The sequence below is a fragment of the Bacillus sp. FJAT-53060 genome (assembly GCF_037104745.1).
GTDB lineage: Bacteria > Bacillota > Bacilli > Bacillales > Bacillaceae > Bacillus > Bacillus stratosphericus_B.
The window spans coordinates 36484-57764 of record NZ_JBAWSW010000012.1; the positions used below are offsets into that span (position 1 = coordinate 36484).

Annotated in this window: 24 protein-coding genes; 1 reads left to right on the forward strand and 23 read right to left on the reverse strand. The window is 41.4% G+C overall.

Annotation, left to right across the window (positions count from 1 at the left end):
- Positions 1-3: 3 nt before the first annotated feature.
- The 21 genes from WAX46_RS06725 to prfA all read right to left on the reverse strand — a co-directional run bounded on the left by WAX46_RS06725 (position 4) and on the right by prfA (position 16973).
- Positions 4-399 carry a F0F1 ATP synthase subunit epsilon gene (locus WAX46_RS06725; RefSeq protein ID WP_226566694.1) on the reverse strand — a complete coding sequence of 132 codons (396 nt, stop codon included), beginning with the start codon at positions 397-399 and terminating at the stop codon, positions 4-6.
- Positions 400-423: 24 nt separating this feature from the next.
- Positions 424-1845: a F0F1 ATP synthase subunit beta gene (gene atpD, locus WAX46_RS06730; RefSeq protein ID WP_336493543.1), complete on the reverse strand. Its 1422-nt coding sequence runs from the start codon at positions 1843-1845 to the stop codon at positions 424-426.
- Positions 1846-1869: 24 nt separating this feature from the next.
- Positions 1870-2736 carry a F0F1 ATP synthase subunit gamma gene (locus WAX46_RS06735; RefSeq protein ID WP_226566696.1) on the reverse strand — a complete coding sequence of 289 codons (867 nt, stop codon included), beginning with the start codon at positions 2734-2736 and terminating at the stop codon, positions 1870-1872.
- Positions 2737-2824: 88 nt separating this feature from the next.
- Entirely contained in the window at positions 2825-4333 is a 1509-nt protein-coding gene (gene atpA / locus WAX46_RS06740; protein WP_226566697.1) for a F0F1 ATP synthase subunit alpha, read from the reverse strand.
- Between the two features lie 16 nt (positions 4334-4349).
- Positions 4350-4895 carry a F0F1 ATP synthase subunit delta gene (locus WAX46_RS06745; protein WP_226566698.1) on the reverse strand — a complete coding sequence of 182 codons (546 nt, stop codon included), beginning with the start codon at positions 4893-4895 and terminating at the stop codon, positions 4350-4352.
- Positions 4892-5413: a F0F1 ATP synthase subunit B gene (gene atpF / locus WAX46_RS06750; protein ID WP_226566699.1), complete on the reverse strand. Its 522-nt coding sequence runs from the start codon at positions 5411-5413 to the stop codon at positions 4892-4894. The genes WAX46_RS06745 and atpF overlap by 4 nt, the downstream gene beginning before the upstream one ends.
- A gap of 120 nt (positions 5414-5533) precedes the next feature.
- On the reverse strand, positions 5534-5746 hold the full coding sequence (atpE, locus tag WAX46_RS06755) for a F0F1 ATP synthase subunit C (protein ID WP_003214968.1): 213 nt from the start codon (positions 5744-5746) through the stop codon (positions 5534-5536).
- A gap of 48 nt (positions 5747-5794) precedes the next feature.
- Positions 5795-6529, reverse strand: coding sequence for a F0F1 ATP synthase subunit A (gene atpB / locus WAX46_RS06760; RefSeq protein ID WP_336493544.1), 735 nt, complete (start codon positions 6527-6529; stop codon positions 5795-5797).
- Between the two features lie 7 nt (positions 6530-6536).
- Complete coding sequence (locus WAX46_RS06765) at positions 6537-6920, reverse strand: ATP synthase subunit I (protein WP_336493545.1); 384 nt, start codon at positions 6918-6920, stop codon at positions 6537-6539.
- A gap of 496 nt (positions 6921-7416) precedes the next feature.
- Positions 7417-8046 (reverse strand): uracil phosphoribosyltransferase, encoded by a 630-nt coding sequence (gene upp, locus WAX46_RS06770; RefSeq protein ID WP_003214553.1) that lies wholly within the window; start codon positions 8044-8046, stop codon positions 7417-7419.
- A gap of 146 nt (positions 8047-8192) precedes the next feature.
- On the reverse strand, positions 8193-9440 hold the full coding sequence (glyA, locus tag WAX46_RS06775; protein ID WP_226566702.1) for a serine hydroxymethyltransferase: 1248 nt from the start codon (positions 9438-9440) through the stop codon (positions 8193-8195).
- A 176-nt stretch (positions 9441-9616) separates the two neighbouring features.
- Positions 9617-10156: a TIGR01440 family protein gene (locus WAX46_RS06780; RefSeq protein WP_226566703.1), complete on the reverse strand. Its 540-nt coding sequence runs from the start codon at positions 10154-10156 to the stop codon at positions 9617-9619.
- Positions 10157-10168: 12 nt separating this feature from the next.
- Entirely contained in the window at positions 10169-10618 is a 450-nt protein-coding gene (gene rpiB / locus WAX46_RS06785) for a ribose 5-phosphate isomerase B (RefSeq protein ID WP_226566704.1), read from the reverse strand.
- Positions 10619-10760: 142 nt separating this feature from the next.
- A complete protein-coding gene (locus WAX46_RS06790) occupies positions 10761-11219 on the reverse strand; it encodes a low molecular weight protein arginine phosphatase (RefSeq protein ID WP_226566705.1) in 459 nt (152 codons plus the stop codon).
- A gap of 59 nt (positions 11220-11278) precedes the next feature.
- Positions 11279-11833: a manganese efflux pump MntP gene (locus tag WAX46_RS06795; protein WP_226566706.1), complete on the reverse strand. Its 555-nt coding sequence runs from the start codon at positions 11831-11833 to the stop codon at positions 11279-11281.
- Positions 11834-11893: 60 nt separating this feature from the next.
- A complete protein-coding gene (locus tag WAX46_RS06800; RefSeq protein WP_226566707.1) occupies positions 11894-12946 on the reverse strand; it encodes an L-threonylcarbamoyladenylate synthase in 1053 nt (350 codons plus the stop codon).
- 159 nt (positions 12947-13105) lie between these two features.
- Positions 13106-13549 (reverse strand): GNAT family N-acetyltransferase, encoded by a 444-nt coding sequence (locus tag WAX46_RS06805; protein WP_336493546.1) that lies wholly within the window; start codon positions 13547-13549, stop codon positions 13106-13108.
- Between the two features lie 66 nt (positions 13550-13615).
- Positions 13616-14290, reverse strand: a complete 675-nt coding sequence (gene spoIIR / locus WAX46_RS06810) for a stage II sporulation protein R (protein ID WP_336493547.1) — start codon at positions 14288-14290, stop codon at positions 13616-13618.
- A 90-nt stretch (positions 14291-14380) separates the two neighbouring features.
- Positions 14381-14890: a hypothetical protein gene (locus WAX46_RS06815; protein ID WP_264188612.1), complete on the reverse strand. Its 510-nt coding sequence runs from the start codon at positions 14888-14890 to the stop codon at positions 14381-14383.
- A gap of 138 nt (positions 14891-15028) precedes the next feature.
- A complete protein-coding gene (gene prmC, locus WAX46_RS06820; RefSeq protein WP_226566711.1) occupies positions 15029-15916 on the reverse strand; it encodes a peptide chain release factor N(5)-glutamine methyltransferase in 888 nt (295 codons plus the stop codon).
- Positions 15906-16973 (reverse strand): peptide chain release factor 1, encoded by a 1068-nt coding sequence (gene prfA / locus WAX46_RS06825; protein ID WP_226566712.1) that lies wholly within the window; start codon positions 16971-16973, stop codon positions 15906-15908. Before prfA ends, prmC begins: the two co-directional genes overlap by 11 nt.
- Positions 16974-17184: 211 nt before the next feature.
- Between prfA and racA the strand changes: the two genes are divergently transcribed.
- Positions 17185-17733, forward strand: a complete 549-nt coding sequence (gene racA, locus WAX46_RS06830; RefSeq protein WP_336493548.1) for a chromosome-anchoring protein RacA — start codon at positions 17185-17187, stop codon at positions 17731-17733.
- 959 nt (positions 17734-18692) lie between these two features.
- Here racA and malS read toward each other — a convergent pair.
- Together malS and WAX46_RS06840 are read right to left on the reverse strand one after the other, a co-directional pair.
- The gene (gene malS / locus WAX46_RS06835; RefSeq protein WP_336493549.1) at positions 18693-20399 is read right to left on the reverse strand and encodes an oxaloacetate-decarboxylating malate dehydrogenase; all 1707 of its coding nucleotides are present in this window, start codon (positions 20397-20399) and stop codon (positions 18693-18695) included.
- A 237-nt stretch (positions 20400-20636) separates the two neighbouring features.
- Positions 20637-21239 carry a thymidine kinase gene (locus tag WAX46_RS06840; protein WP_226566715.1) on the reverse strand — a complete coding sequence of 201 codons (603 nt, stop codon included), beginning with the start codon at positions 21237-21239 and terminating at the stop codon, positions 20637-20639.
- Positions 21240-21281 lie beyond the last annotated feature (42 nt).

The following is a 21281-nucleotide window of genomic DNA, read 5'->3' on the forward strand; positions in this document are numbered from 1 at the left end:
GTTTTATTTCCCTGCTACATTTAAACGGTTTAACGCCCGTTTTAATGCGAGTTCCGCCCGGCGTACATCACTTTCATTCGGGTGGTTCAAATGCCCTTCAGCACGCTGCTTCGCTGATTTTGCACGATCTACATCAACTTTGTCTGATGTTTCAGCGGCCTGAGCAAGAATGGTTACTTTTTCAGGGCGAACTTCAATAAACCCGCCACTGACTGCAACCAACTCAGTTGATCCACTATGTTTTAAGCGAACTGCACCGATTTTTAGCGGAGCAACCATTGGAACGTGGCCAGCTAAAATACCAAGCTCACCGCTTTCTGCTCTTACACTGACCATTTCCACATCCGCTTGATACACTGGGCCGTCGGGAGTAACGATATTGACTTGAACGGTCTTCATGCTTTTACCCTCCTAAGGACCAGATTAGGCCTCTACACCCATCTCTTTGGCTTTTTCAACCACTTCTTCAATGCGGCCGACTAAGCGGAATGCATCTTCCGGAAGATGATCGTATTTGCCAGATAAGATTTCCTTGAAGCCTTTAACAGTTTCTTTCAATGGAACATAAGAACCTTTTTGGCCAGTGAACTGTTCTGCTACGTGGAAGTTTTGAGATAGGAAGAATTGAACACGACGAGCTCTGTGTACCACAAGCTTATCGTCCTCAGATAATTCATCCATACCTAAAATGGCAATGATATCTTGTAGCTCTTTATAACGTTGTAATGTTTGCTGAACTTCACGCGCAATCGCATAATGTTCTTCGCCAACAATCTCAGGTGCTAGTGCACGAGATGTAGATGCAAGTGGATCTACAGCTGGGTAAATACCCATCTCTGTCAGCTTTCGCTCAAGGTTCGTTGTTGCATCAAGGTGAGCGAACGTTGTTGCTGGAGCTGGATCTGTATAGTCATCCGCAGGTACATAGATTGCTTGAATCGATGTAACCGATCCTACGTTTGTTGACGTGATACGCTCTTGAAGCTGGCCCATTTCTGTTGCAAGTGTAGGCTGATAACCTACCGCTGAAGGCATACGTCCAAGAAGGGCTGATACTTCAGAACCTGCTTGTGTAAAGCGATAAATGTTATCGATGAAGAACAATACGTCTTGACCTTGTTCATCACGGAAATGCTCTGCCATTGTCAAACCAGTTAGGGCAACACGCATACGTGCACCTGGTGGCTCGTTCATTTGGCCGAAAACCATCGCTGTTTTTTCGATAACGCCAGAATCTTTCATTTCATAGTAAAGGTCGTTTCCTTCACGTGTACGCTCTCCAACACCAGCGAATACAGAAATACCGCCGTGTTCTTGGGCGATGTTGTTGATCAATTCTTGAATCAGAACGGTTTTACCTACACCAGCCCCACCGAATAGACCGATCTTTCCACCCTTGATGTAAGGAGCAAGAAGGTCAACAACTTTGATACCTGTTTCAAGAATTTCAACTTCTGTAGAAAGTTGGTCAAAAGAAGGCGCTTGCCTGTGGATTGGATCTCTCTGAGCTTCCACACCAAGTGGCTCATCTAAGTCAATGTTATCTCCCAGTACGTTGAATACACGTCCAAGTGTTACGTTACCAACTGGTACTGAAATTGGTGATCCTTGGTCAACAGCTTCCATGCCGCGTTTAACACCGTCTGTTGATGCCATTGCGATGGTTCTAACTGTATCATCACCTAAATGTAGTGCTACTTCTAAAGTTAAGTCGATATCAACTTCACTTTCGCTTTCCGCTTTATGCGAAACTTTGATCGCATTATAAATCTCAGGCAAGTGACCGTCTTCAAAACGAACGTCTACGACTGGTCCCATGATCTGACTGATGCGTCCTGTTTTCATTGCATTCCCTCCTGACAATTATTTCTATTCTAAGGCAGCTGCTCCGCCGACAATTTCTGTAATCTCTTGTGTAATCGCTGCTTGACGAGCACGGTTGTATGAGAGTGTCAGGTTGTCGATCAATTCTTTCGCATTGTCTGTTGCACTCTTCATTGCTGTCATCCTTGCAGCATGTTCACTTGCTTTGCTGTCAAGAAGCGCACCGAAAATCAAACTCTCTGCATATTGAGGAAGGAGAACTTCAAGAATTTCTTCTTCAGAAGGCTCAAACTCATAAGATGCGAAACGTTTATTTGGTGTCGCTGCGGCCGAAAGTTCCGTTAACGGCAATAATTTTTTCTCTGTTACTTCTTGTGAAATGGCACTGACAAAATGGTTGTAGAACATGTAAAGTTCATCAAACGCTTCGTCAGAGAACATTTGAACTGTACTGCTTGCTAATTCTTTAATATCAGCAAACGCTACTTCGTCTCCAAGCCCTGTTACTTCAGAAATAACTGGAATACTGCGCTTTTTGAAGAAGTCGCGTCCGATTTTACCAATAACAATCACCGCATATTCATCAACGGATTGATGACGAGATTGAATGGTTTGGTAAGCGGCACGCAAAATCGAGCTGTTAAAAGGTCCTGCAAGCCCTCGATCAGATGTAATGACGAGATAACCTGTTTTCTTGACAGGTCTTGAAAGAAGCATTGGGTGCTTAGCACTTGTTCCTGTTGCTATTGAAGCAACGACTTCTTGGATTTTCTCCATGTAAGGAACAAAAGACTTCGCATTGTTTTCAGCGCGATTCAGTTTCGCAGCTGATACCATTTGCATCGCTTTTGTGATCTGACTCGATTTTTTCGTTGACGTGATCCTTGACTTAATATCGCGTAATGAGGCCAAAGATTTCACCACCTTTTTTCAGGAATCCGTGTTCATTTACGTGAAAAGAGAGAAAAAGAGAATCTTTTTCTCTCGGAAAGATTACTAATTAGTTGCTTGGCGCAAACGTACGTTTAAAGCCTTCGATTGCTGTATTCCACTCTTCATCAGCAGGCATGTTTCCTGTTTGAGAGATTGTATCAAACAATTCTTTATGGTTTTCTTCAAGGTACAAGAATAACTCAGCTTCAAAACGTTTTACATCAGCAATTGCTACATCGTCTAAATATCCTCTTGTGAGTGCATAAAGAATCGCTACTTGTTTTTCAACTTTAAGCGGTTTGTTCAAGTCTTGTTTTAAGACTTCAACTGTTCTAGCACCACGGTTTAATTTCGCTTGAGTCGCTTGATCTAGATCAGATCCAAACTGAGCGAAGGCTTCAAGCTCACGATAAGAAGCAAGATCCAGACGAAGTGTACCTGCTACCTTTTTCATCGCTTTGATTTGTGCAGAACCACCTACACGGGATACAGACAATCCTGCGTTTACCGCTGGACGTACGCCTGAAAAGAAGAGGTCAGATTGTAAGAAGATCTGTCCATCTGTGATCGAAATCACGTTGGTTGGGATATATGCAGAGATATCGCCAGCTTGCGTTTCTACGAAAGGCAATGCTGTGATAGAACCGCCACCCTTTTCGTCACTAAGCTTCGCTGCACGTTCTAATAAACGAGAGTGAAGATAGAAAACATCACCAGGGAATGCCTCACGACCTGGAGGACGACGAAGCAATAATGAAAGCTCACGGTAAGCTGCCGCTTGTTTAGAAAGGTCATCATAAACAACAAGTACGTGCTTGCCATTATACATGAATTCCTCCCCCATCGTTACACCCGCATAAGGAGCAAGATAAAGAAGTGGTGCTGGCTGTGATGCCGAAGCTGTGACAACGATTGTGTAATCAAGCGCACCATGCTTACGAAGTGTTTCAACAACACCACGAACGGTTGATTCTTTTTGCCCGATTGCTACATAGATACAGATCATGTCTTGATCTTTTTGGTTAAGGATCGTATCAATTGCAACAGATGTCTTACCTGTTTGACGGTCACCAATGATCAATTCACGCTGTCCGCGTCCGATGGGAATCAAGGCATCAATGGCTTTAATTCCTGTTTGAAGCGGCTCATGTACAGATTTACGATCCATAACGCCTGGTGCTTCACTTTCAATTGGACGTGTTTTGCTTGTTAAAATTGGACCTAGTCCATCAACAGGCTGACCAAGTGGGTTCACAATACGTCCGATTAACTCTTCACCTACTGGAACCTCCATGATACGACCTGTACGTTTTACGTCATCACCTTCGCGGATATCTTTGTAAGGTCCTAAAATAACGATACCTACGTTAGACTCTTCAAGGTTTTGAGCCATACCCATTACACCATTAGAGAACTCAACCAGTTCTCCTGCCATAATGTTGTCAAGGCCATGAACACGTGCGATACCGTCCCCTACTTGAATGACTGTACCGACATCTTTTACTTCAATTTCAGATTGATAGTTTTGGATTTGCTGCTTTATCAGTGCGCTAATCTCTTCAGCTTTGATACTCACTAAGGTTTCACCCCTTCTAACGATTTTCGCCTGCAAGCTGACGTTCAATGCGGGAAAGTTTTCCACTCACACTGCCGTCATAAATGCGGTTTCCGATACGGATTTTTACTCCGCCTATTAGATCCTTGTCAATCACATTTTCAACACGCAGTGATGTGACTCCGGCTTTTTTGGCAAATACTTCAGATAAAGATTGAATTTCAGACCCGCTAAGCGGTTTAACTGAATACACGATCGCATCGTCTATTTGTTTCGTCCGGTTTGCAAGTTTCACAAATTCAGACGTCATTTCAGGAAAAATATTCGTGCGTCCGCGGTCAATCAGTAAATACATTGTGTACAATACGTAAGTTGAAACACCTTTGAAAGCTTCTGCAATCAAATGTTTCTTTTTGTCTGCCGTAATCTTTGGATGAACAAGAAAGTCGTTCAGTTCTTGATCAGACTTTAGAACTTTTTTGATCTCATTCAGCTCTTTTTCAGTTTCGTCTACTGCCGAAGAAGCAAGAACGATGTCAAAAAGAGCAGAAGCGTAACGCTTAGAGACAATAGTCACGCTCATCGGCTTTCGCCTGCCTCTTTAAGGTACTCTTGGATCAATTTCTCTTGTGCTTGCTCATCAAGTTCTTTTTCAATCACTTTAGATGCAATTAACACAGATAATGATGCAACCTGCTCACGCAGCGCAGCCACAGCTTGTTCTTTTTCTTTCACGATTTCAGTTCTAGCAGACTCTTTCAAGCGCTCTGACTCTTGACGTGCTGCTTGAATGATGTCTTCTTTTTGTTTCTCACCAAGCTTTTTCGCATTTTCGATGAGTGTATGTGATTCTTCGCGTGCTTCTTTCAATAAGACACGTTGTTCTTCAAGAAGCTTTTCAGCTTCAACATGCTTTTGTTCAGCACTTGAAATTTCATTTCCAATATAATCTTCACGCTGTTTCATAATCCCTAATAAAGGTTTAAGCGCAAATTTCTTTAAAAGTGCAAGCAGGATGAGCATCGCAATAAGCTGGAATAAAATATCCCCTGCATTGAGGCTTAAGCCTCCTGCTCCTAAAACCACTGGTAACTGAGACATTCCGTACGGCAACTCCCTTCTTTAAATAATATGTTAAGAAACAAAACATAAAGGAATGGCGAAGTTTCGAACTAATCTGATCTTCGCCATTAAAATTCATATTAGAACGCTTCTCACATATTAACCAAAGAATGCCAAGAATGCGATAACGACAGCGATAATTGGAAGTGCTTCAACTAAAGCAACCCCGATGAACATAAGTGTTCTTAGTTCTCTACCAGCTTCTGGCTGACGAGCGATTCCTTCAACTGTTTTAGATACGATTAAACCGTTACCAATACCTGCTCCTAGTGCTCCCAAACCGATTGCAATTGCTGCTGCTATTAAATTCATTAAAAAGCTCCTCCTTTAAATTAACGTCCTTTTTGGACTCTCAAATTTTTAGTGTTCGTCGCTGACTTTATGGGAAATGTAAACCATTGTCAGCATAGTGAAGATAAATGCCTGAATTGTTCCGACAAACAAACTGAATGCCTGCCATACAATCATCGGCACGATGGCGCCTAATGTACCAATAATTCCAATCGCAATGTTTTGCGAATAGAAATTGGTCGCAAGTCCTGCAAGCAAACCAAGAAGAATCTCTCCAGCGAAAATATTTCCATAAAGACGCAAACCAAGCGTTAACGTGTTTGCAAATTCTTCAATGATTTTCAGTGGGAGCAATAAGGGGATTGGTTTTAAGAAGTCTTTCGTATATCCCTTAACTCCTTTTGCCTTCACACCGTAGTAATGGGTCAATCCCATGACCATAATCGCTAGTGTCATTGTGATTGCAGGATCTGCTGTTGGCGATTTCCACCACAAGTTGTGATCGACCGTAATCGAGAATGGCAGTCCAAGCATGTTTGAAACAAATATGTACATGAGTAATGTAACGCCAAGCGCTAGAAATGGGGCTCCTGTTTTCATATCCATCGAACTACCTATGATATTTCGAACAAAATCAACAATCCATTCCATGAAGTTCTGCGCCTTTGTCGGACGTATAGACAGAACACGAGTAGTCAGCACCGCTATGAGAAGAACGATGATACTAGCAATCGTAATCATAAGAATATTGGATAAGTTGAACGTTAACCCTAAAAATTCTGTCGTTTTTGAACTGTGACCCAAAGAGTATTCACCTCTCTTCCATAGTAGAACGTTTAAGTTGAATAAAGGAATCTATCATAATGACAGGATATATTGTCATTAATCCTATAACAACGCCTGCCAGATGAACTTCATTAGGGTAGCGCCAAGCAATCGCTACTGCAAGAATCGCGTTGGCCCATCTGGCTGTACTTCCCATTGAACGAATGGATTTTCCTTTTTTAACCGCCCGATCAAAAGCATGCATTCTCCGTATAAGTAGGAATAAATTAAAGAAAGCAAAAATTGTGCCGATAATCAAACCAAGAAACAGTGGTTTAAAACCAGGCATGGCATAGCCAAACACAAAAATTGCCAATAGATAAAACATATGTTTACTCTGTCTGCGGAAAATCGCATTTGGATCGTTCATTCATCTGACTCCTGATGAAAAATATTGTAAAAAAGGTGATAAATGGTGATGAAAAATGCGTAGAAGACGCTTATGATAAGCCGTCCTGTCGAAAAAAATCAATCACCCATCGGTCTAATTGCACAATCAGACTTGTAATCTTTAGATCTGTGGGATTCTGCTTCATTCGCTGATACAAACCCCGATAATTAAAGGGTTCACAATGAGGATTAGTAGAGTGCTATAGGCTATGAAAACCTTACCATAATACCCTCGTTTAGCATACAATAGCGTCTATGATGTGTCAATCGGTTAAAAGTTAAAAAACTTTTCTATACGGATAGAGCACACAAAATGTTCACAATTTCATCAAACTTTAGGAGAGATGTGACTTTCATTGAAAAAATGTTAATGTTAAGTATACATGATTTTTTTAAATACGATATCAACCGTTTCTCATATTTTTCAAAAAAAGCCCCGCATGCATGTTTGCATGTGGGCTTCTATATACATAATCTTATTTTGTTCCATACATACGGTCACCAGCATCACCAAGGCCTGGGATGATGTAACCTTTCTCGTTCAATTTCTCATCTAATGCTGCAATGTAGATGTCAACATCTGGATGATGTTTTTGCATTTCTTCAACACCTTCAGGGGCAGCAATCAGACACATGAAGCGAATGTTTTTCGCACCGCGTTTTTTCAGGCTGTTTAACGCTTCAACTGCCGATCCACCAGTTGCAAGCATTGGGTCTACTACGATAAACTCACGCTCTTCCACATCAGATGGAAGCTTCACATAATATTCAACAGGCTTTAATGTCTTTGGATCACGATATAAACCGACATGTCCCACTTTAGCAGCTGGAATGAGTTTCAAAATCCCGTCTACCATTCCAAGACCTGCTCTTAAAATTGGCACAACACCGAGTTTTTTCCCTGAGATCACGTTTGATTTAGCTACTTGTACAGGTGTTTCTACATCCACCTCTTCAAGCGGTAAGTCTCTTGTGATTTCAAATGCCATTAACGTGGCGACTTCATCCACTAGCTCTCTAAATTCTTTTGTTCCTGTATGAACGTCACGAATATATGTAAGTTTGTGCTGAATAAGCGGGTGATCAAATACATAAACCTTTGCCACTGCTAGGTACAACTCCTTTTCTGTCATCTTCCGGTGAACTTTGCACACTTCTTACAATTCTACATAAAAAGACACCATCTTTCAATATGATTCGCAAATCCCACAAAAAAACCCACATGCCAAAAACAGGCAAATGGGTCTACTTTTTAATAATCTAATTCTTTATATAGAGGGAAACGAGCAGTCAGATCAGACACACGCTTTTTCGCCTCTGCTAATTTCTCTTCATCTTCATGATGTTTAAGAGCAAGCGCAATAATGGAACCAACTTCCTTCATTGCTTTTTGATCGAATCCGCGGCTTGTCACTGCGGCTGTACCTACACGTACACCACTTGTGACGAATGGCTTCTCTGGATCATAAGGAATCGCATTTTTATTCACTGTGATACCAATTTCATCAAGAATGTTTTCTGCAATTTTTCCTGTAATGCCAAGAGAGCGCAAGTCGATAAGAACAAGATGGTTATCTGTTCCACCAGATACAAGCTGAATGTCTTCAGATAAAAGTGTTTCGGCTAGTTGTTTTGCGTTATCAATCACGTTTTGTGCATATGTTTTGAAATCTCCGTTCAATACTTCACCGAAAGAAACAGCTTTTGCAGAGATGACATGCATCAGTGGCCCACCTTGAATACCAGGGAAGATCGATTTGTCGATCTTTTTACCAAACTCTTCACGGCATAGGATCATTCCGCCGCGAGGTCCGCGTAATGTTTTGTGTGTTGTTGTTGTCACAAAATCTGCGTAAGGAACTGGGTTTGGATGAAGACCTACTGCAACAAGACCGGCAATGTGAGCCATGTCGACCATAAAGTAAGCACCGACTTCATCAGCAATTTCACGGAACTTTTTGAAGTCAATTTGACGTGGGTATGCACTCGCACCTGCAACGATTAGTTTCGGCTTATGCTCGCGTGCTTTTTCAAGTACATCTTGATAGTCAATATGCTGCGTTTCTTTATCTACACCATATTCCACAAAGTTGTACTGTACCCCGCTAAAGTTCACAGGGCTTCCGTGTGTTAAATGCCCACCATGAGATAAGTTCATGCCTAGCACTGTATCGCCGTGCTCAAGAATCGTAAAGTAAACGGCCATATTCGCTTGAGCACCCGAGTGAGGCTGTACGTTCACATACTCAGCACCAAAAATCTCTTTTGCGCGATCACGTGCGATATCTTCTACAACGTCTACATGTTCACAGCCACCATAATAGCGTTTTCCAGGGTAGCCCTCAGCATATTTGTTTGTTAAGACAGAACCCTGTGCTTCCATGACTGCTTCGCTTACAAAGTTTTCTGATGCAATTAATTCGATTTTGTCCTGCTGGCGTTTCCGCTCTAGTTGAATTGCTTTGAATACTTGTGCGTCTTGCTCAGGTAAATGTTTCATCAGCGAAATCCTCTCCAATCTATTTCCATTCGATGTTTTCACCATCTCATTGTACACGGTTTTTGAGTAAAATGTAAAATTTTTTTTGGTAAATCGACTTCTTTTTTATGAAAAACCGAATATTCAAGTGGTAAATCGTCTTTATCATTCAACATTATATTAGAAATATATCCGAGCTATGAACTTGTATAAACCGCCCGTTCTCCGCCAATCAGCTTCGGACGTGTTTTCGCAAACGACACATGTGCTTGTCCTAATTGATGACGACTGAGGCGGACAGGAACAGCTACTCGCTTTAAGTGCATTCCGATCAATGTATCGCCGATATCAATTCCTGCATGCGCCTCAATGGATTCAACTAACACAGGGTGTTCCATTTGCTGATACGCATAAGCTGCCATAGAACCACCCGCCTTACAAACAGGGACCGCTGCCACAATCTCTAATTGAAGGCGACAAGCCACCTCTTCCTCAACGACGAGGGCACGATTCAGATGCTCGCAGCATTGGAATGCCAGCTCAATTCCGGTCTCTTGCCTTAGCTGATTCAGCTCTTGATAGATCGCTTCAGCAATTTGATCACTTCCTGCTGTACCTATATGTTCCCCAGCGACTTCCGACGTACTGCAGCCAATCACTAAGCTCTGTCCCTCACGCAGTTCGACTGTTTGGTGAAACTCTTTTAACATTTCAAGCCATTCTTGACCAATGTTCATGTTAAGCGCTCCTTATAGATGCTTTTCTTCATAATCAGCGATTTTACCAATCCGCACAGCATGGCGTCCTGCAGTAAATTCTGTCGCTAGCCAAATGTGTGCGATTTCTCTTGCCAATCCCGGTCCAATCACACGTTCTCCCATTGCAAGAACGTTTGTATCATTATGTTCTCTAGTTGCCTTCGCGCTAAACGTATCATGTGCTAGTGCACAGCGAATGCCTTTCACTTTATTAGCTGAAATGCTCATGCCAATGCCTGTCCCGCAAATTAAAATGCCACGGTCGACTTCTCCGTTTGCCACCATATCGGCCACAGGAAAAGCATAATCTGGGTAGTCTACAGAACCTGATCCACATTCACAACCCATATCAATGTATTCAATCTTTAATTCATCCATCAGTTGTTTGATTTCTTCACGAATCTTCGTTCCGCCGTGATCGGATGCAATGGCTACTTTCATCGCGCAATTCCTCCTAAGGGTGAGTTGATCTTTCGTGTCTTCCATTCAATCTTTTATTCACAGTTATATTTTAACCTCTGCCTAGTCATTTGCAAACAAAAGCAGAAAAACCGTTTACGCAACGGTTTAACAGGTTGTCCATTTATGAGGATGTCCTATCCTGTTTAAATTTCTCAGCAAGCTGATACAGCAATGCTTCTAGTTCATCACGTGTTTCCTGGTAAATGGAAAGACTTCCTCCAAAAGGATCAGATACATCACCTTCTGTCCCTGTCGCAAATTCCTTTAATGTGAAAATCTTCTCTTGTGCATCTGCAAATTGCTCGACAATCAACTGTTTATGCTGAATTGTCATGGTAAAGACATAATCGGCTTCGTGAAGGAGATTTTCTGTCAGTTTTGACGATGAGTGATTGAGTGGAATGCTTTTCTCAAATAATGCTTCGACCGCTTGTGGAGAAGCCTTTCCTGCACCAGAGACAAAGATACCCGCAGATTTTACAGTTACTCTCAAACCTTTTTCATTAGCAATCGAAGCAAAAAGGGCTTGAGCCATCGGACTTCTGCATGTATTCCCAGTACAAACAAATAAGATATTCATCTTTCGCCCTCCTTTTCTTCTATTATATAGGATTTCATTCTACTATGTAAGGAGACTGTCTATAGCGGAAATATTAATTTGAGACCAAAGGCTAGTAAAATGAGACCGCCAAGCGCCCCGCTATATGAACCGACCCATGAATGAACCTGTTTACCAAGTAATAATCCGATCCATGTAAGCATCATACTAAAAAAGCCAAACAATAAAATGGTCATCAACACCCGAGATCCATAAATCCCTAGACTTAAACCAACAGAGAAACTGTCTAAGCTCACACTTGTCGCAAAAAGGACGAGACGGGCCCCAACAGGCGCAATAAATGGTTCATCCTCTTTTCGGATAGAGGAAATGATCATTTGCACCCCTAGCACTAAAAGCAGCGCTCCACCGATATAGGTTGAAAGGAGACCGAGCCACCCAGATAAAGGCTGACCTGTCAGCATGCCAACAAGCGGCATAAGCATATGAAATATTCCAATTACAAGTCCAATATAAATAATCTGGCGGAATCTCAGCCGAATCATCCCCATGCCAAGTCCAACCGAAAAGGCATCCATCCCAAGTGCAAAAGCCATGATACTGAGCGTAAGCAATTCGCCAGCTAGTTCATTCATGTAATTCCCCCTTGGACACGCATTCTCCTTTAACCTATGTTTGTCCAAAAAAGGTTAGAACTAGTTGAACGAAGAGAGTGTACGCCCTCCTGAAGCTTTTTGAAGACGGTTCATAATCGCAGCACCAACGCCCTGCTCTGAAAAGGCTTCTGAAATGATCAAGTCTACATCCGTTACATCAAATTGTCTAAGCACACGATATAAGTTTGCAGCGACGGTTTCAGGCTTTTCTCTCCATCCACAGCTATAAACAACATCTGCCGTAAACAACGTTTTCTTTTCTTCGGTTGTCAGCACACCAACTTTTTGACCCTCAGCCTGATACTTCTGAATGTGACGCTGCATCTCTTCATCACTTCCATGAAAAATATACATATGCGCTTCAGGTGCATAATGTGTGTATTTCATCCCTGGAGATACTGGCGCCTCGTGCTTTTTCGTTAACCCTGGGTCGACTCTGACTGTCCCTACTACCTCTTCTAACGCTTCTTTTGTCAAACCGCCCGGCCTTAAGATCACTGGAATCTCGTCTACACAGGATACAACAGTTGATTCCACGCCAATACAAGTGGAACCGCCATCGACAATTCCAGCAATTCTTCCATCCAGATCACTTGCTACATGGTCAGCTTGTGTCGGAGAAGGTTTCCCCGACCGATTGGCACTTGGTGCGGCAATTGGCAGTCCAGCTACACGGATGAGTTCAAGCGCAATGGAATGATCGGGCATTCTCACGCCAACTGTGGATAAACCTGCTGTGACCTGCTTTGATAAAGTGCCCGGCTTACATGGGAGAACAATGGTTAAGTCACCTGGCCAAAAAGCAGCCATCAACGCCTTCGCTTTTTCATTTTCTATTAGCGCAAATTCATGAAGCTGTTGAACTTCCGCAATGTGGACAATCAACGGATTATCACTTGGACGCCCTTTCGCTTCATAAATTTTCATAACGGCCTCTGTCTCTTTCGCATTTGCCCCTAGTCCATAAACAGTCTCTGTCGGGAAAGCGACAACTTCGTTTTGCTGCAACAGCAAGGCTGCTTGTTCAATTTGTGGATAGTATGTAGATAAATCCTTTTTTAAATCCACAGACCATCTTTTTGTATTTAACATCAGACAAACTCCTTTTAAAAAAGATAAAACTGTTGATATATCTCAATTATCCTTTTGAAAGTATAAAAGATGATGCTCAATAAAACAAGCGTTATCCACAATTTGTGGATAACGCTTGTTTAACAGTGGATAAGTATGTGTATAAATCCGTTTGTTTGATTAACTACTCTTTTTTTGCAGCACCACAGCCTGTTTTTTCCCCAGTGACTCCTTTGCATGTGTAGATACCCACACGCTATCCGGAATTTCTTCTAATAGTGAGAAACCCATTAATGCTAAAAAATCATGTGAGGACGAATGGTTGGCTACGACATAAAAGGTATCCACACCTCGTTTTTCCCCCAATGTATGTACACTTTGAAACAAAGAAACAATGTGTCCCTGACCGAGTTTATCTGATATGACAAGTGACCTGAGTAACCCCTCATGTTCATTGAGCTGTTCAAGGCCTAAGCTTCCTGCCAGCTTCCCGTCAGCATCTTCCATGACAACAAATGCCGTACGCTCTGCAATCGTCACCCCGCCCTTGGCTTGTCCTTTTTCAAGAAAAGCATTGATAGCTGGGACATCTTCTTCTGTGGCCATTCTTAATTGATAATACATGCTTTCACCTCTTTTTGATCTCTTACTTCAACTCTATGAGGCAAAAACAGATTTATACCAATTGTTTTAAGAGAAAAGACTAGAGACCCATTCGAACAGAAAGAACTTCACTTCTCCAGTCTCTTCTTTCTCTTCTTTCTCTTCTTTCTCTTCTTTCACCACTTCATTCACAGACTCATCTGTTTGCTGCTCTGCCCCCTTGGCTTCATCATCCCCTTCTGGCGATGCAATGGCTTCTCCATTTGAAAAGTCGATAAAGCAAAGAGGTGGGAATAACACACACCACCAATTGGCTCCATCCCCTTCTCCTAACGTAATCAAAATGGCTTCATATTTCCCAGCAGGATAGACGAAATTTCCATAAAGCTTTGTTGGAAAAGAAGCTTTTTGAAAATTGACCGATACCGATTGATCAATATGTTGTTCTTTCAATTTTGTTTTGGCGATACGATTGATTTCAGGTAGCTTTGAACGAATGACATGTCTCGCTTCATCAATGGATGTCAGGTCTTTGACCCACTCAGTGATATTGGCATTGACCTCATCACGAATGCTTCTTTTCACATCTTGATCCGCTGAACGATCACTATTCGCTAAAATGCGTAAACGAATCGCTTCATCTGGTATCACAACAGGCTGGTTTGCAGAAGCAGTCGCTGTCTCCTCTCGTCCAAGGTTTGCAAAAGCCCCACATAATAATAGGAATATATAAAGACAAATTATCATTTTACTTTTGAACATGTTGTGTTCTCCCCCACTTTTTTTCTTCGCTACAAACATTGTGTCCAGGAAATTTATCTCTTAAACAGCAAAAATGATTTTTTTAATAGATTATGAGTCAAATGAAAAAAGCCGTTCCATTTCAGAACGACTTTGGAGTGAGGATTGGTAGTCAGAGGGATATAGTCTCCCGTCCCAATCTCGGCTGATTTTTAAACCTGATTCTGTTTGGATGACCGTCATTTGCCCTTTTTTCTCGATTTCTTTTTTGACCTTTCCTTTTTGATCAATAAATTGAATCGTCATTTCATAATCAAATTCAATTCTGTCATCACTTTCATCAGAAGGCGTAAACGTAATATTCTTCAGCTCAATTTGACAATCTTGATCCTCAGCTGCTTCTAAAACACTTGGGAACATGCTGTCTTGTGTATATTCCTGATATTCATGCTCGGTTAAATAATACTTTAACTTCTCCTTCATGTCAGATAGGTCATCCGTTCGATTCACTGTGTATTGTGCTTTTTTATAGCTTTCTCCAAATGCTGCTGCCTCTTTTTTAAAGCTAGGTTTACCGCAAGCACTCACAATCAATAGTACACCGACGATGACCAACACCATCGCATACCTTCTGTTCACACCATTCGCTCCTTCAAAACAAATTTATGTAAAAACATCATGATCAGAATGTTCATTCTTATGTATATACGTTTCTCTTTTACCATAAGTTTCATCTTTACATAATAAAATAGTCCGACTTTATTCAGCCGGACTTCCGTTTTGAATGTGTACGCAAACAGCTCGGTCCTTTCCGTTAATGTCTTTTACGATGCGAACATTAGCTGTAGGGAATGCCTGCACGAGAAGGGCTTTTACATCTTGTGCTTGCGTGTGTCCAATTTCAAAGACAACGACCGCTTGCTTATTTAATACGTTGTGGAGATCACGAACGAGCCGCTGATAAAACCATAGCCCATCACGTCCGTCAGTCAGCGCATTGACTGGTTCATGCTTTGTGACAACCTCTGATAGACTGTCCATTTCTTCTACTGCAATATAGGGTGGATTGGAAATAAACAAATCCACTTTGATGCCATGATCCACGATAGGTTCAAGTAAATCTCCATGTAAAAAATGAACGTCTGCACCTAGCGCTTCTTGATTCCGCTTCGCTACCGCCAGAGCATCACGTGAGATATCAGTCGCTATGACAGATAAAGATTCTTTTTCAAGAGCTAACGTAATAGCGATTGCTCCGCTTCCTGTGCCAACGTCAACTGCTGTCAGCGGCAGATCATGCGGAAATACTTCATTCACCATATTCAACGCCGCCAGAACGACTTCTTCTGTTTCAGGACGAGGAATGAGAACATGTTTGTTCACCTCAAAAGGACGGCCATAAAAAAATTCAACACCCGTTAAATGCTGAACAGGCACGCCAAGCTCATGCTGTGTGACAAACTCGCTGAACAGTCGATCTTGCGCCTCTGGCAGCGGATCATGAAAACGTGCAAGAAGTTCACTTCTGCTCCACCCAAGCACATGCATCAGAAGAAGTTTTGCTGCATTTTGGTCTCTGCCCGCTTCCGTTAACAAAGAAGAAGCCCATTTAAGGGCTTCGAAAATCGTTCGTTGATTATTTTTCATTTTGAAGCTTTCTTGCTTGGTCTTCCATAATTAATGCATCTATGACCTCGTCAAGTTTTCCTTCTAAAATCTGATCAAGCTTTTGAATCGTCAACCCAATGCGGTGATCTGTTACACGGTTTTGCGGAAAATTGTACGTACGGATACGCTCCGATCGATCCCCTGTTCCAACAGCAGATTTACGTGTTTGATCATATTCAGCTTGTGCTTCACGCTGGAATTTATCATAAATTCTAGCACGTAACACTTTCATTGCTTTTTCTTTGTTTTTGATTTGCGACTTTTCATCCTGACAGGAAACAACAACACCTGTTGGAAGGTGAGTTAATCGAACAGCAGACATGGTTGTGTTTACACTCTGCCCACCGGGTCCGCTTGATGCAAACGTATCGACACGAATATCTTTTTCGTGAATATCAATTTCAACTTCCTCTGCCTCAGGTAATACAGCCACTGTCGCAGTCGATGTATGAATTCGTCCGCCTGATTCTGTTTCGGGGACACGCTGCACGCGATGTGCGCCATTTTCAAACTTTAATTTGGAATAAGCGCCTTTCCCGCTGATCATAAAGATGATCTCTTTATAACCGCCCGTTCCAGTGATACTTGCTTCCATGACTTCCGTTTTCCAGCCTTGCATTTCAGCATAACGACTGTACATACGGTAAAGGTTTCCTGCAAAAAGAGCAGCCTCTTCTCCACCTGCTGCACCACGAACCTCAACAATAACGTTCTTATCGTCATTCGGATCTTTTGGAATCAACAGGATTTTCAGCCCGTCTTCTAAACGGTCCGTTTCCTCTGTGAGCTCTGAAATTTCTTCCTTGACCATGTCGCGCATGTCGAAATCCAGCTTCTCTTCTAGCATCGCTTTCGCATCATTCAGCTGGTCGTAAGCTGCACGATATTGTCTATATACCTCAACAGTTTCTTGAATATCTGATTGTTCCTTTGAATATTCACGAAGCTTGTTAGGATCGTTTACCACTTCAGGATCACTTAAATATTCATTTAGCTTTTCATAGCGTTCTTCGATTGATTTTAAACGGTCTAACATGGCCTTCACCTCTGTTTTGTGCGTAACAGTCTAATTATAGTATAGAGGGGTATGACAGTCAAAAAAAATTTCCAAAACAATGATGTCGCTACATTTTTTTGCTAGAAAACACGATCTTTGGCGATTGGTTACTTGTTTTGTCTAACGTGAAGGAACATGTCCTCCTTCAAGAGAATGATACTTGTAATTGAAAAAAGGGAGGGCATTTGGTTTGAATACAAATGAGGTTGCTAAGGAAATTGGTGTCTCTTCAAAAACGATTCATCGTTGGGTCAAGAAGCTCAACATTCCTGTCGCCCGGAATGAACTTGGACATTATGAATTTCATGAAGACATTGTAAAGCTACTTAAAGAGGTCAAACACCAAATGAATGAAGGCGTATTCCTTCAGGACATTAAAATGTCCATCCATGAGGAGACGGTTCAGCAGTTATCACCCGCTGTAGAAACTACCGCTGCTACACAACGGCTTGAAGCTTTAGAAGGACAAGTGAAGAAGCTCCTTCAGCAGCAATCACAAGTCGCTCATGTTGAAGAACGTTTACAAGGGCTTGAACGAAAACTGGCCAAAAAGGCAGATGAATGTGTGTCCTATCAGTTGCTTCAGCACCGAAGAGAAATTGAAGATTTAACGACTAAACTTGAACGCCTCACTACAACATTGAAACAATCGTCACAAGTAGAAGAAGAGAAGAAAATCGCACACCCTGAGATCAAAAAGAAGCGTGTACTCTTCCCTCTATTTCATTCGTTTCGCTAAGAAAGGCTGCCTCGCTAGGCAGCCTTTCAACTATATTATATGGTAAGTGCAATTCCATTTCCGAGAAGGATTTTATGGTTAATTTCATATTTTCACATAGAACAATTTGTTATTCAACAGTATGGAAATACGGAGAATGGCAAGCACGTCATCTTTGTTTATTTTTGGAAGTTGCTAAACCCGCGATGCCGGCAATCAGTTCGAGTTTTTCTTCACTTAATTTAGCCAAAAGAAAGTAACTGTAAATAAAAGTATTAAATATAGGGCTGAAAAAATTCTATAAATACCTTTTTTTAATTGTAAAGGTGGGGATATGACTAAAATGGTCGGGCCAAACAAAGTAATCAAAAAATATCTATAATCAAAAAAGAAAGTACAGATTGATAGTAGTATCGAGAAATAAAATACTATTATAAATGAAGTATTAACTTTACTTTTCGTTTCTTTTTGTTCTTCTTCTGTATGATCGTCCAGTAATTTATCTATCTGCTTTTTATTAAACATAAGAGTCCAAATGTTAATTTGTTCAGTAAATAAGGCGTTATGAATGCTTCTGTAACAGCAGCAAGTAATGTCAATAAAAATAGTATAATAACAAAGTACAAAAAATCTAGTAAAAACTGTTTTTTTGAAAAATAAATACCCCATGAATAATACCTAATACTAGCTTGAGAGAGCGGAGTTTGGCCCATTTTTACTATCTGGCTCAACGGTAACGTGCATACCGCCGTGAGTTCCTTGCTGTGTGAAAAACTGAACTCAACGGTTTCTGGCCGTATGGAAAGGAGAATCTTTCCGCGTGAGGATCCGCTGCTTTCTGATTAATTGAGATGCGCAACATGCGATCTTTGTTTTCTTTTTTCACAAAAGTGCAGTTTCAACGATTAAAAAGTCCATCTTACTATTCTTTTGATTGCGGCATTGCTTAGATGATCCTAAACAATGCCGCATTACACATTTTAATATGCTCTTACAATTTTTTTATATTTAGGAATCCACATTGCGTCTTTCACAGCTTGTTCAATATTATCAGGTGTTTTTCTTGCAACTCCATCTTCAATCGCTGCTTTCGCAACTTCAATCGCCACTTGGATTGACACCTCTTGTAATTTATCAATGCTTGGAAGGAGACCAGCTCCTGGTTTATCATGGTCAACCATTTCAGCAATCGCATTCGCAGAAGCGACGAACATGCCTTTTGTGATGATTTTTGATTCCGTTACGATAGAACCTAGACCAAGTCCAGGGAAAACAAATGCATTGTTTGATTGTCCAATTTCATGTTCAATTCCGCTGTACTCAACGTTTTCGAATGGGCTACCTGTTGCAACAAGTGCACGGCCGTCTGTCCATTTGAATAGATCCTCTGGCACTGCCTCAGCAAGTGGTGTTGGGTTAGACATTGGCATGATAACAGGACGTTCTGTATGAACTGCCATTTCTTTAATGATCTCTTCAGTAAATGCGCCGCCTTGACCTGATGTCCCGATAAGGATCGTTGGCTTTACTTGTCGCACTGTTTCTGCAAATGAGATTTGTCCTTTTTCATCACGTGCCCAGCCCTTCACTTCATCAGATGTACGAAGGTACGGTTTTTGGAAATCAAGCACTTCAGCTTCAAATTGGTCTGTTAACAACCCTCTGTAGTCTAATGTCCAGAATGCATTGTTTGCTTCTTCTTCAGTCAGACAACCTTCAAGTACCATTGTGTCACGCATTTGATCTGCGATTCCGATACCAGCTGATCCAGCTCCGAAGATGACAACACGGTGATCTTTCAATTGAGTACCAGTTTTTTTGACAGCAGCAAGAACTCCCGCTAAAGTAATGGCACCAGTACCTTGAATATCGTCGTTGAACGTTAGGATGTTGTCGTTGTATTTTTTCATGATGTTACGTGCATTTTTGTTTCCGAGGTCTTCCCAGTGAAGCAACGCTTTCGGGAAGAATTTAAGTGCTGCTTTAACATAAGCATCAATGAACTCTTCGTATTTTTCACCTTGTACACGTTTGTGATGGTTACCGATGTATAATGGATCATTCAATAGTTTTTCATTGTTTGTTCCAACATCTAATACAACTGGAATAACACGGCTTGGATCAATACCTGCTGCTGCAGTGTAAACAGCCAATTTACCAATCGCGATGTTAATACCACCAACACCCCAGTCACCAATTCCAAGAATACTCTCAGAGTCAGTTGCAACGATGAGGTCAATGTCGCCTGCTGTTGCATGCAAGTTTTCAAATGCTTTCTCAATGCCGTCGATGTTGTCGATTGTAAGATAGACACCATGAGGTCTTCTGTATTCATGGCTGTATTCTTGAATCGCTTCACCAACAGTTGGTGTGTAGACAACAGGAAGCATTTCACGAAGCTTGTCTGTTAAAAGCTTGTAAAACAACACTTCGTTACGGTTTTGTAAATCATTTAAGTATACGTTTTGACGAAGACGATCTGGCTGAGCAAGAAATTGCTTGTACGCTCTTTCCGCTTGTTGTTCTAATGTGAGAACAGTTGGTGGAAGCAATCCTTCTAGGCCAAGCTCTTGTCTTTCTTCTTCAGAGAAAGCAACGCCTTTGTTCAACGTTGGAATCGATAATACATCTTTACCTGTCAAATTGGTTTCGAGATACCCTTCTTTTGTCTTCTTCACGTTGTTCATCAAAAATACCCTCTTCCTTAAATAAGGTTAAATATTATTCAAAAGAATGATTAAGGAGAAAAATCCTTAACCAAAAAAATACGACAAGAAATCAAACTTTCGTTGAAATGCTTTACTACACTACAGTTAGTCATTTTATGCCTGCTTATGCCAAAACGCAAGCGTATTTTTCCTTAGTGTTATTTAAGGTTCAGCCAAAATTTAGAAAAACAAATCATAGCATCATTTACTATTTCTTTAATTGTCAAGTGTTTTACCAACATCAAGCTTTGGTACTTCATGGTGATGTCTGCAGCGTGCTTCGTATGATTCCTGCGCACCTACTAAAATAATGGGATCATCATAGGATGCGGGTTTACCGTCGATCAATCGTTGTGTTCTACTCGCTGAGGAGCCGCATACCGAACAAACTGCTTGAAGTTTTGTTACAAGCTCTCCAGATGCCATTAAATGAGGAACAACACCAAATGGCTCTCCTCTGAAGTCTTGATCAAGGCCTGCAACAATGACTCGGTAGCCTTTATCGGCCAATTGAGTGACAATATCAATGATTGTCTCATCAAAAAATTGCACCTCATCAATGCCAATGACATCTGTTTTTTCTGATATGTGCGTTATTATGTCTTTTGGTGAGGCTACTGCAATTCCATCTACTGATAAACCGTTGTGTGATACAACTGAGCTTGTGCTATATCGATTATCAATTGCTGGTTTGAATATTTTCACTTCTTGTTTGGCAAAGGTGGCTCTTTTGGCTCTCCGAATCAATTCTTCCGACTTTCCAGAAAACATACTACCGCAGATGACTTCAAGCCAACCGCTTTGTTTCATCACATACATAAGGTCTTCTCCCCCGTTTTAAAATTCCATCAATCCACGTAA

Bases quoted from the DNA above. Each gene is read 5' to 3' on its own strand.
- WAX46_RS06790 (WP_226566705.1), bottom strand. From the start codon at position 11,219: ATGAATATCTTATTTGTTTGTACTGGGAATACATGCAGAAGTCCGATG.
- WAX46_RS06815 (WP_264188612.1), bottom strand. From the start codon at position 14,890: ATGGTGTTGGTCATCGTCGGTGTACTATTGATTGTGAGTGCTTGCGGT.
- WAX46_RS06725 (WP_226566694.1), bottom strand. From the start codon at position 399: ATGAAGACCGTTCAAGTCAATATCGTTACTCCCGACGGCCCAGTGTAT.
- atpF (WP_226566699.1), bottom strand. From the start codon at position 5,413: ATGTCTCAGTTACCAGTGGTTTTAGGAGCAGGAGGCTTAAGCCTCAAT.
- glyA (WP_226566702.1), bottom strand. From the start codon at position 9,440: ATGAAACATTTACCTGAGCAAGACGCACAAGTATTCAAAGCAATTCAA.
- atpE (WP_003214968.1), bottom strand. From the start codon at position 5,746: ATGAATTTAATAGCAGCAGCAATTGCAATCGGTTTGGGAGCACTAGGA.
- spoIIR (WP_336493547.1), bottom strand. From the start codon at position 14,290: ATGTTCAAAAGTAAAATGATAATTTGTCTTTATATATTCCTATTATTA.
- WAX46_RS06780 (WP_226566703.1), bottom strand. From the start codon at position 10,156: ATGAACATTGGTCAAGAATGGCTTGAAATGTTAAAAGAGTTTCACCAA.
- atpD (WP_336493543.1), bottom strand. From the start codon at position 1,845: ATGAAAACAGGACGCATCAGTCAGATCATGGGACCAGTCGTAGACGTT.
- WAX46_RS06840 (WP_226566715.1), bottom strand. From the start codon at position 21,239: ATGTATGTGATGAAACAAAGCGGTTGGCTTGAAGTCATCTGCGGTAGT.
- rpiB (WP_226566704.1), bottom strand. From the start codon at position 10,618: ATGAAAGTAGCCATTGCATCCGATCACGGCGGAACGAAGATTCGTGAA.
- WAX46_RS06795 (WP_226566706.1), bottom strand. From the start codon at position 11,833: ATGAATGAACTAGCTGGCGAATTGCTTACGCTCAGTATCATGGCTTTT.
- prmC (WP_226566711.1), bottom strand. From the start codon at position 15,916: ATGAAAAATAATCAACGAACGATTTTCGAAGCCCTTAAATGGGCTTCT.
- prfA (WP_226566712.1), bottom strand. From the start codon at position 16,973: ATGTTAGACCGTTTAAAATCAATCGAAGAACGCTATGAAAAGCTAAAT.
- malS (WP_336493549.1), bottom strand. From the start codon at position 20,399: ATGAACAACGTGAAGAAGACAAAAGAAGGGTATCTCGAAACCAATTTG.
- WAX46_RS06805 (WP_336493546.1), bottom strand. From the start codon at position 13,549: ATGTATTATCAATTAAGAATGGCCACAGAAGAAGATGTCCCAGCTATC.
- WAX46_RS06765 (WP_336493545.1), bottom strand. From the start codon at position 6,920: ATGAACGATCCAAATGCGATTTTCCGCAGACAGAGTAAACATATGTTT.
- WAX46_RS06800 (WP_226566707.1), bottom strand. From the start codon at position 12,946: ATGTTAAATACAAAAAGATGGTCTGTGGATTTAAAAAAGGATTTATCT.
- WAX46_RS06745 (WP_226566698.1), bottom strand. From the start codon at position 4,895: ATGAGCGTGACTATTGTCTCTAAGCGTTACGCTTCTGCTCTTTTTGAC.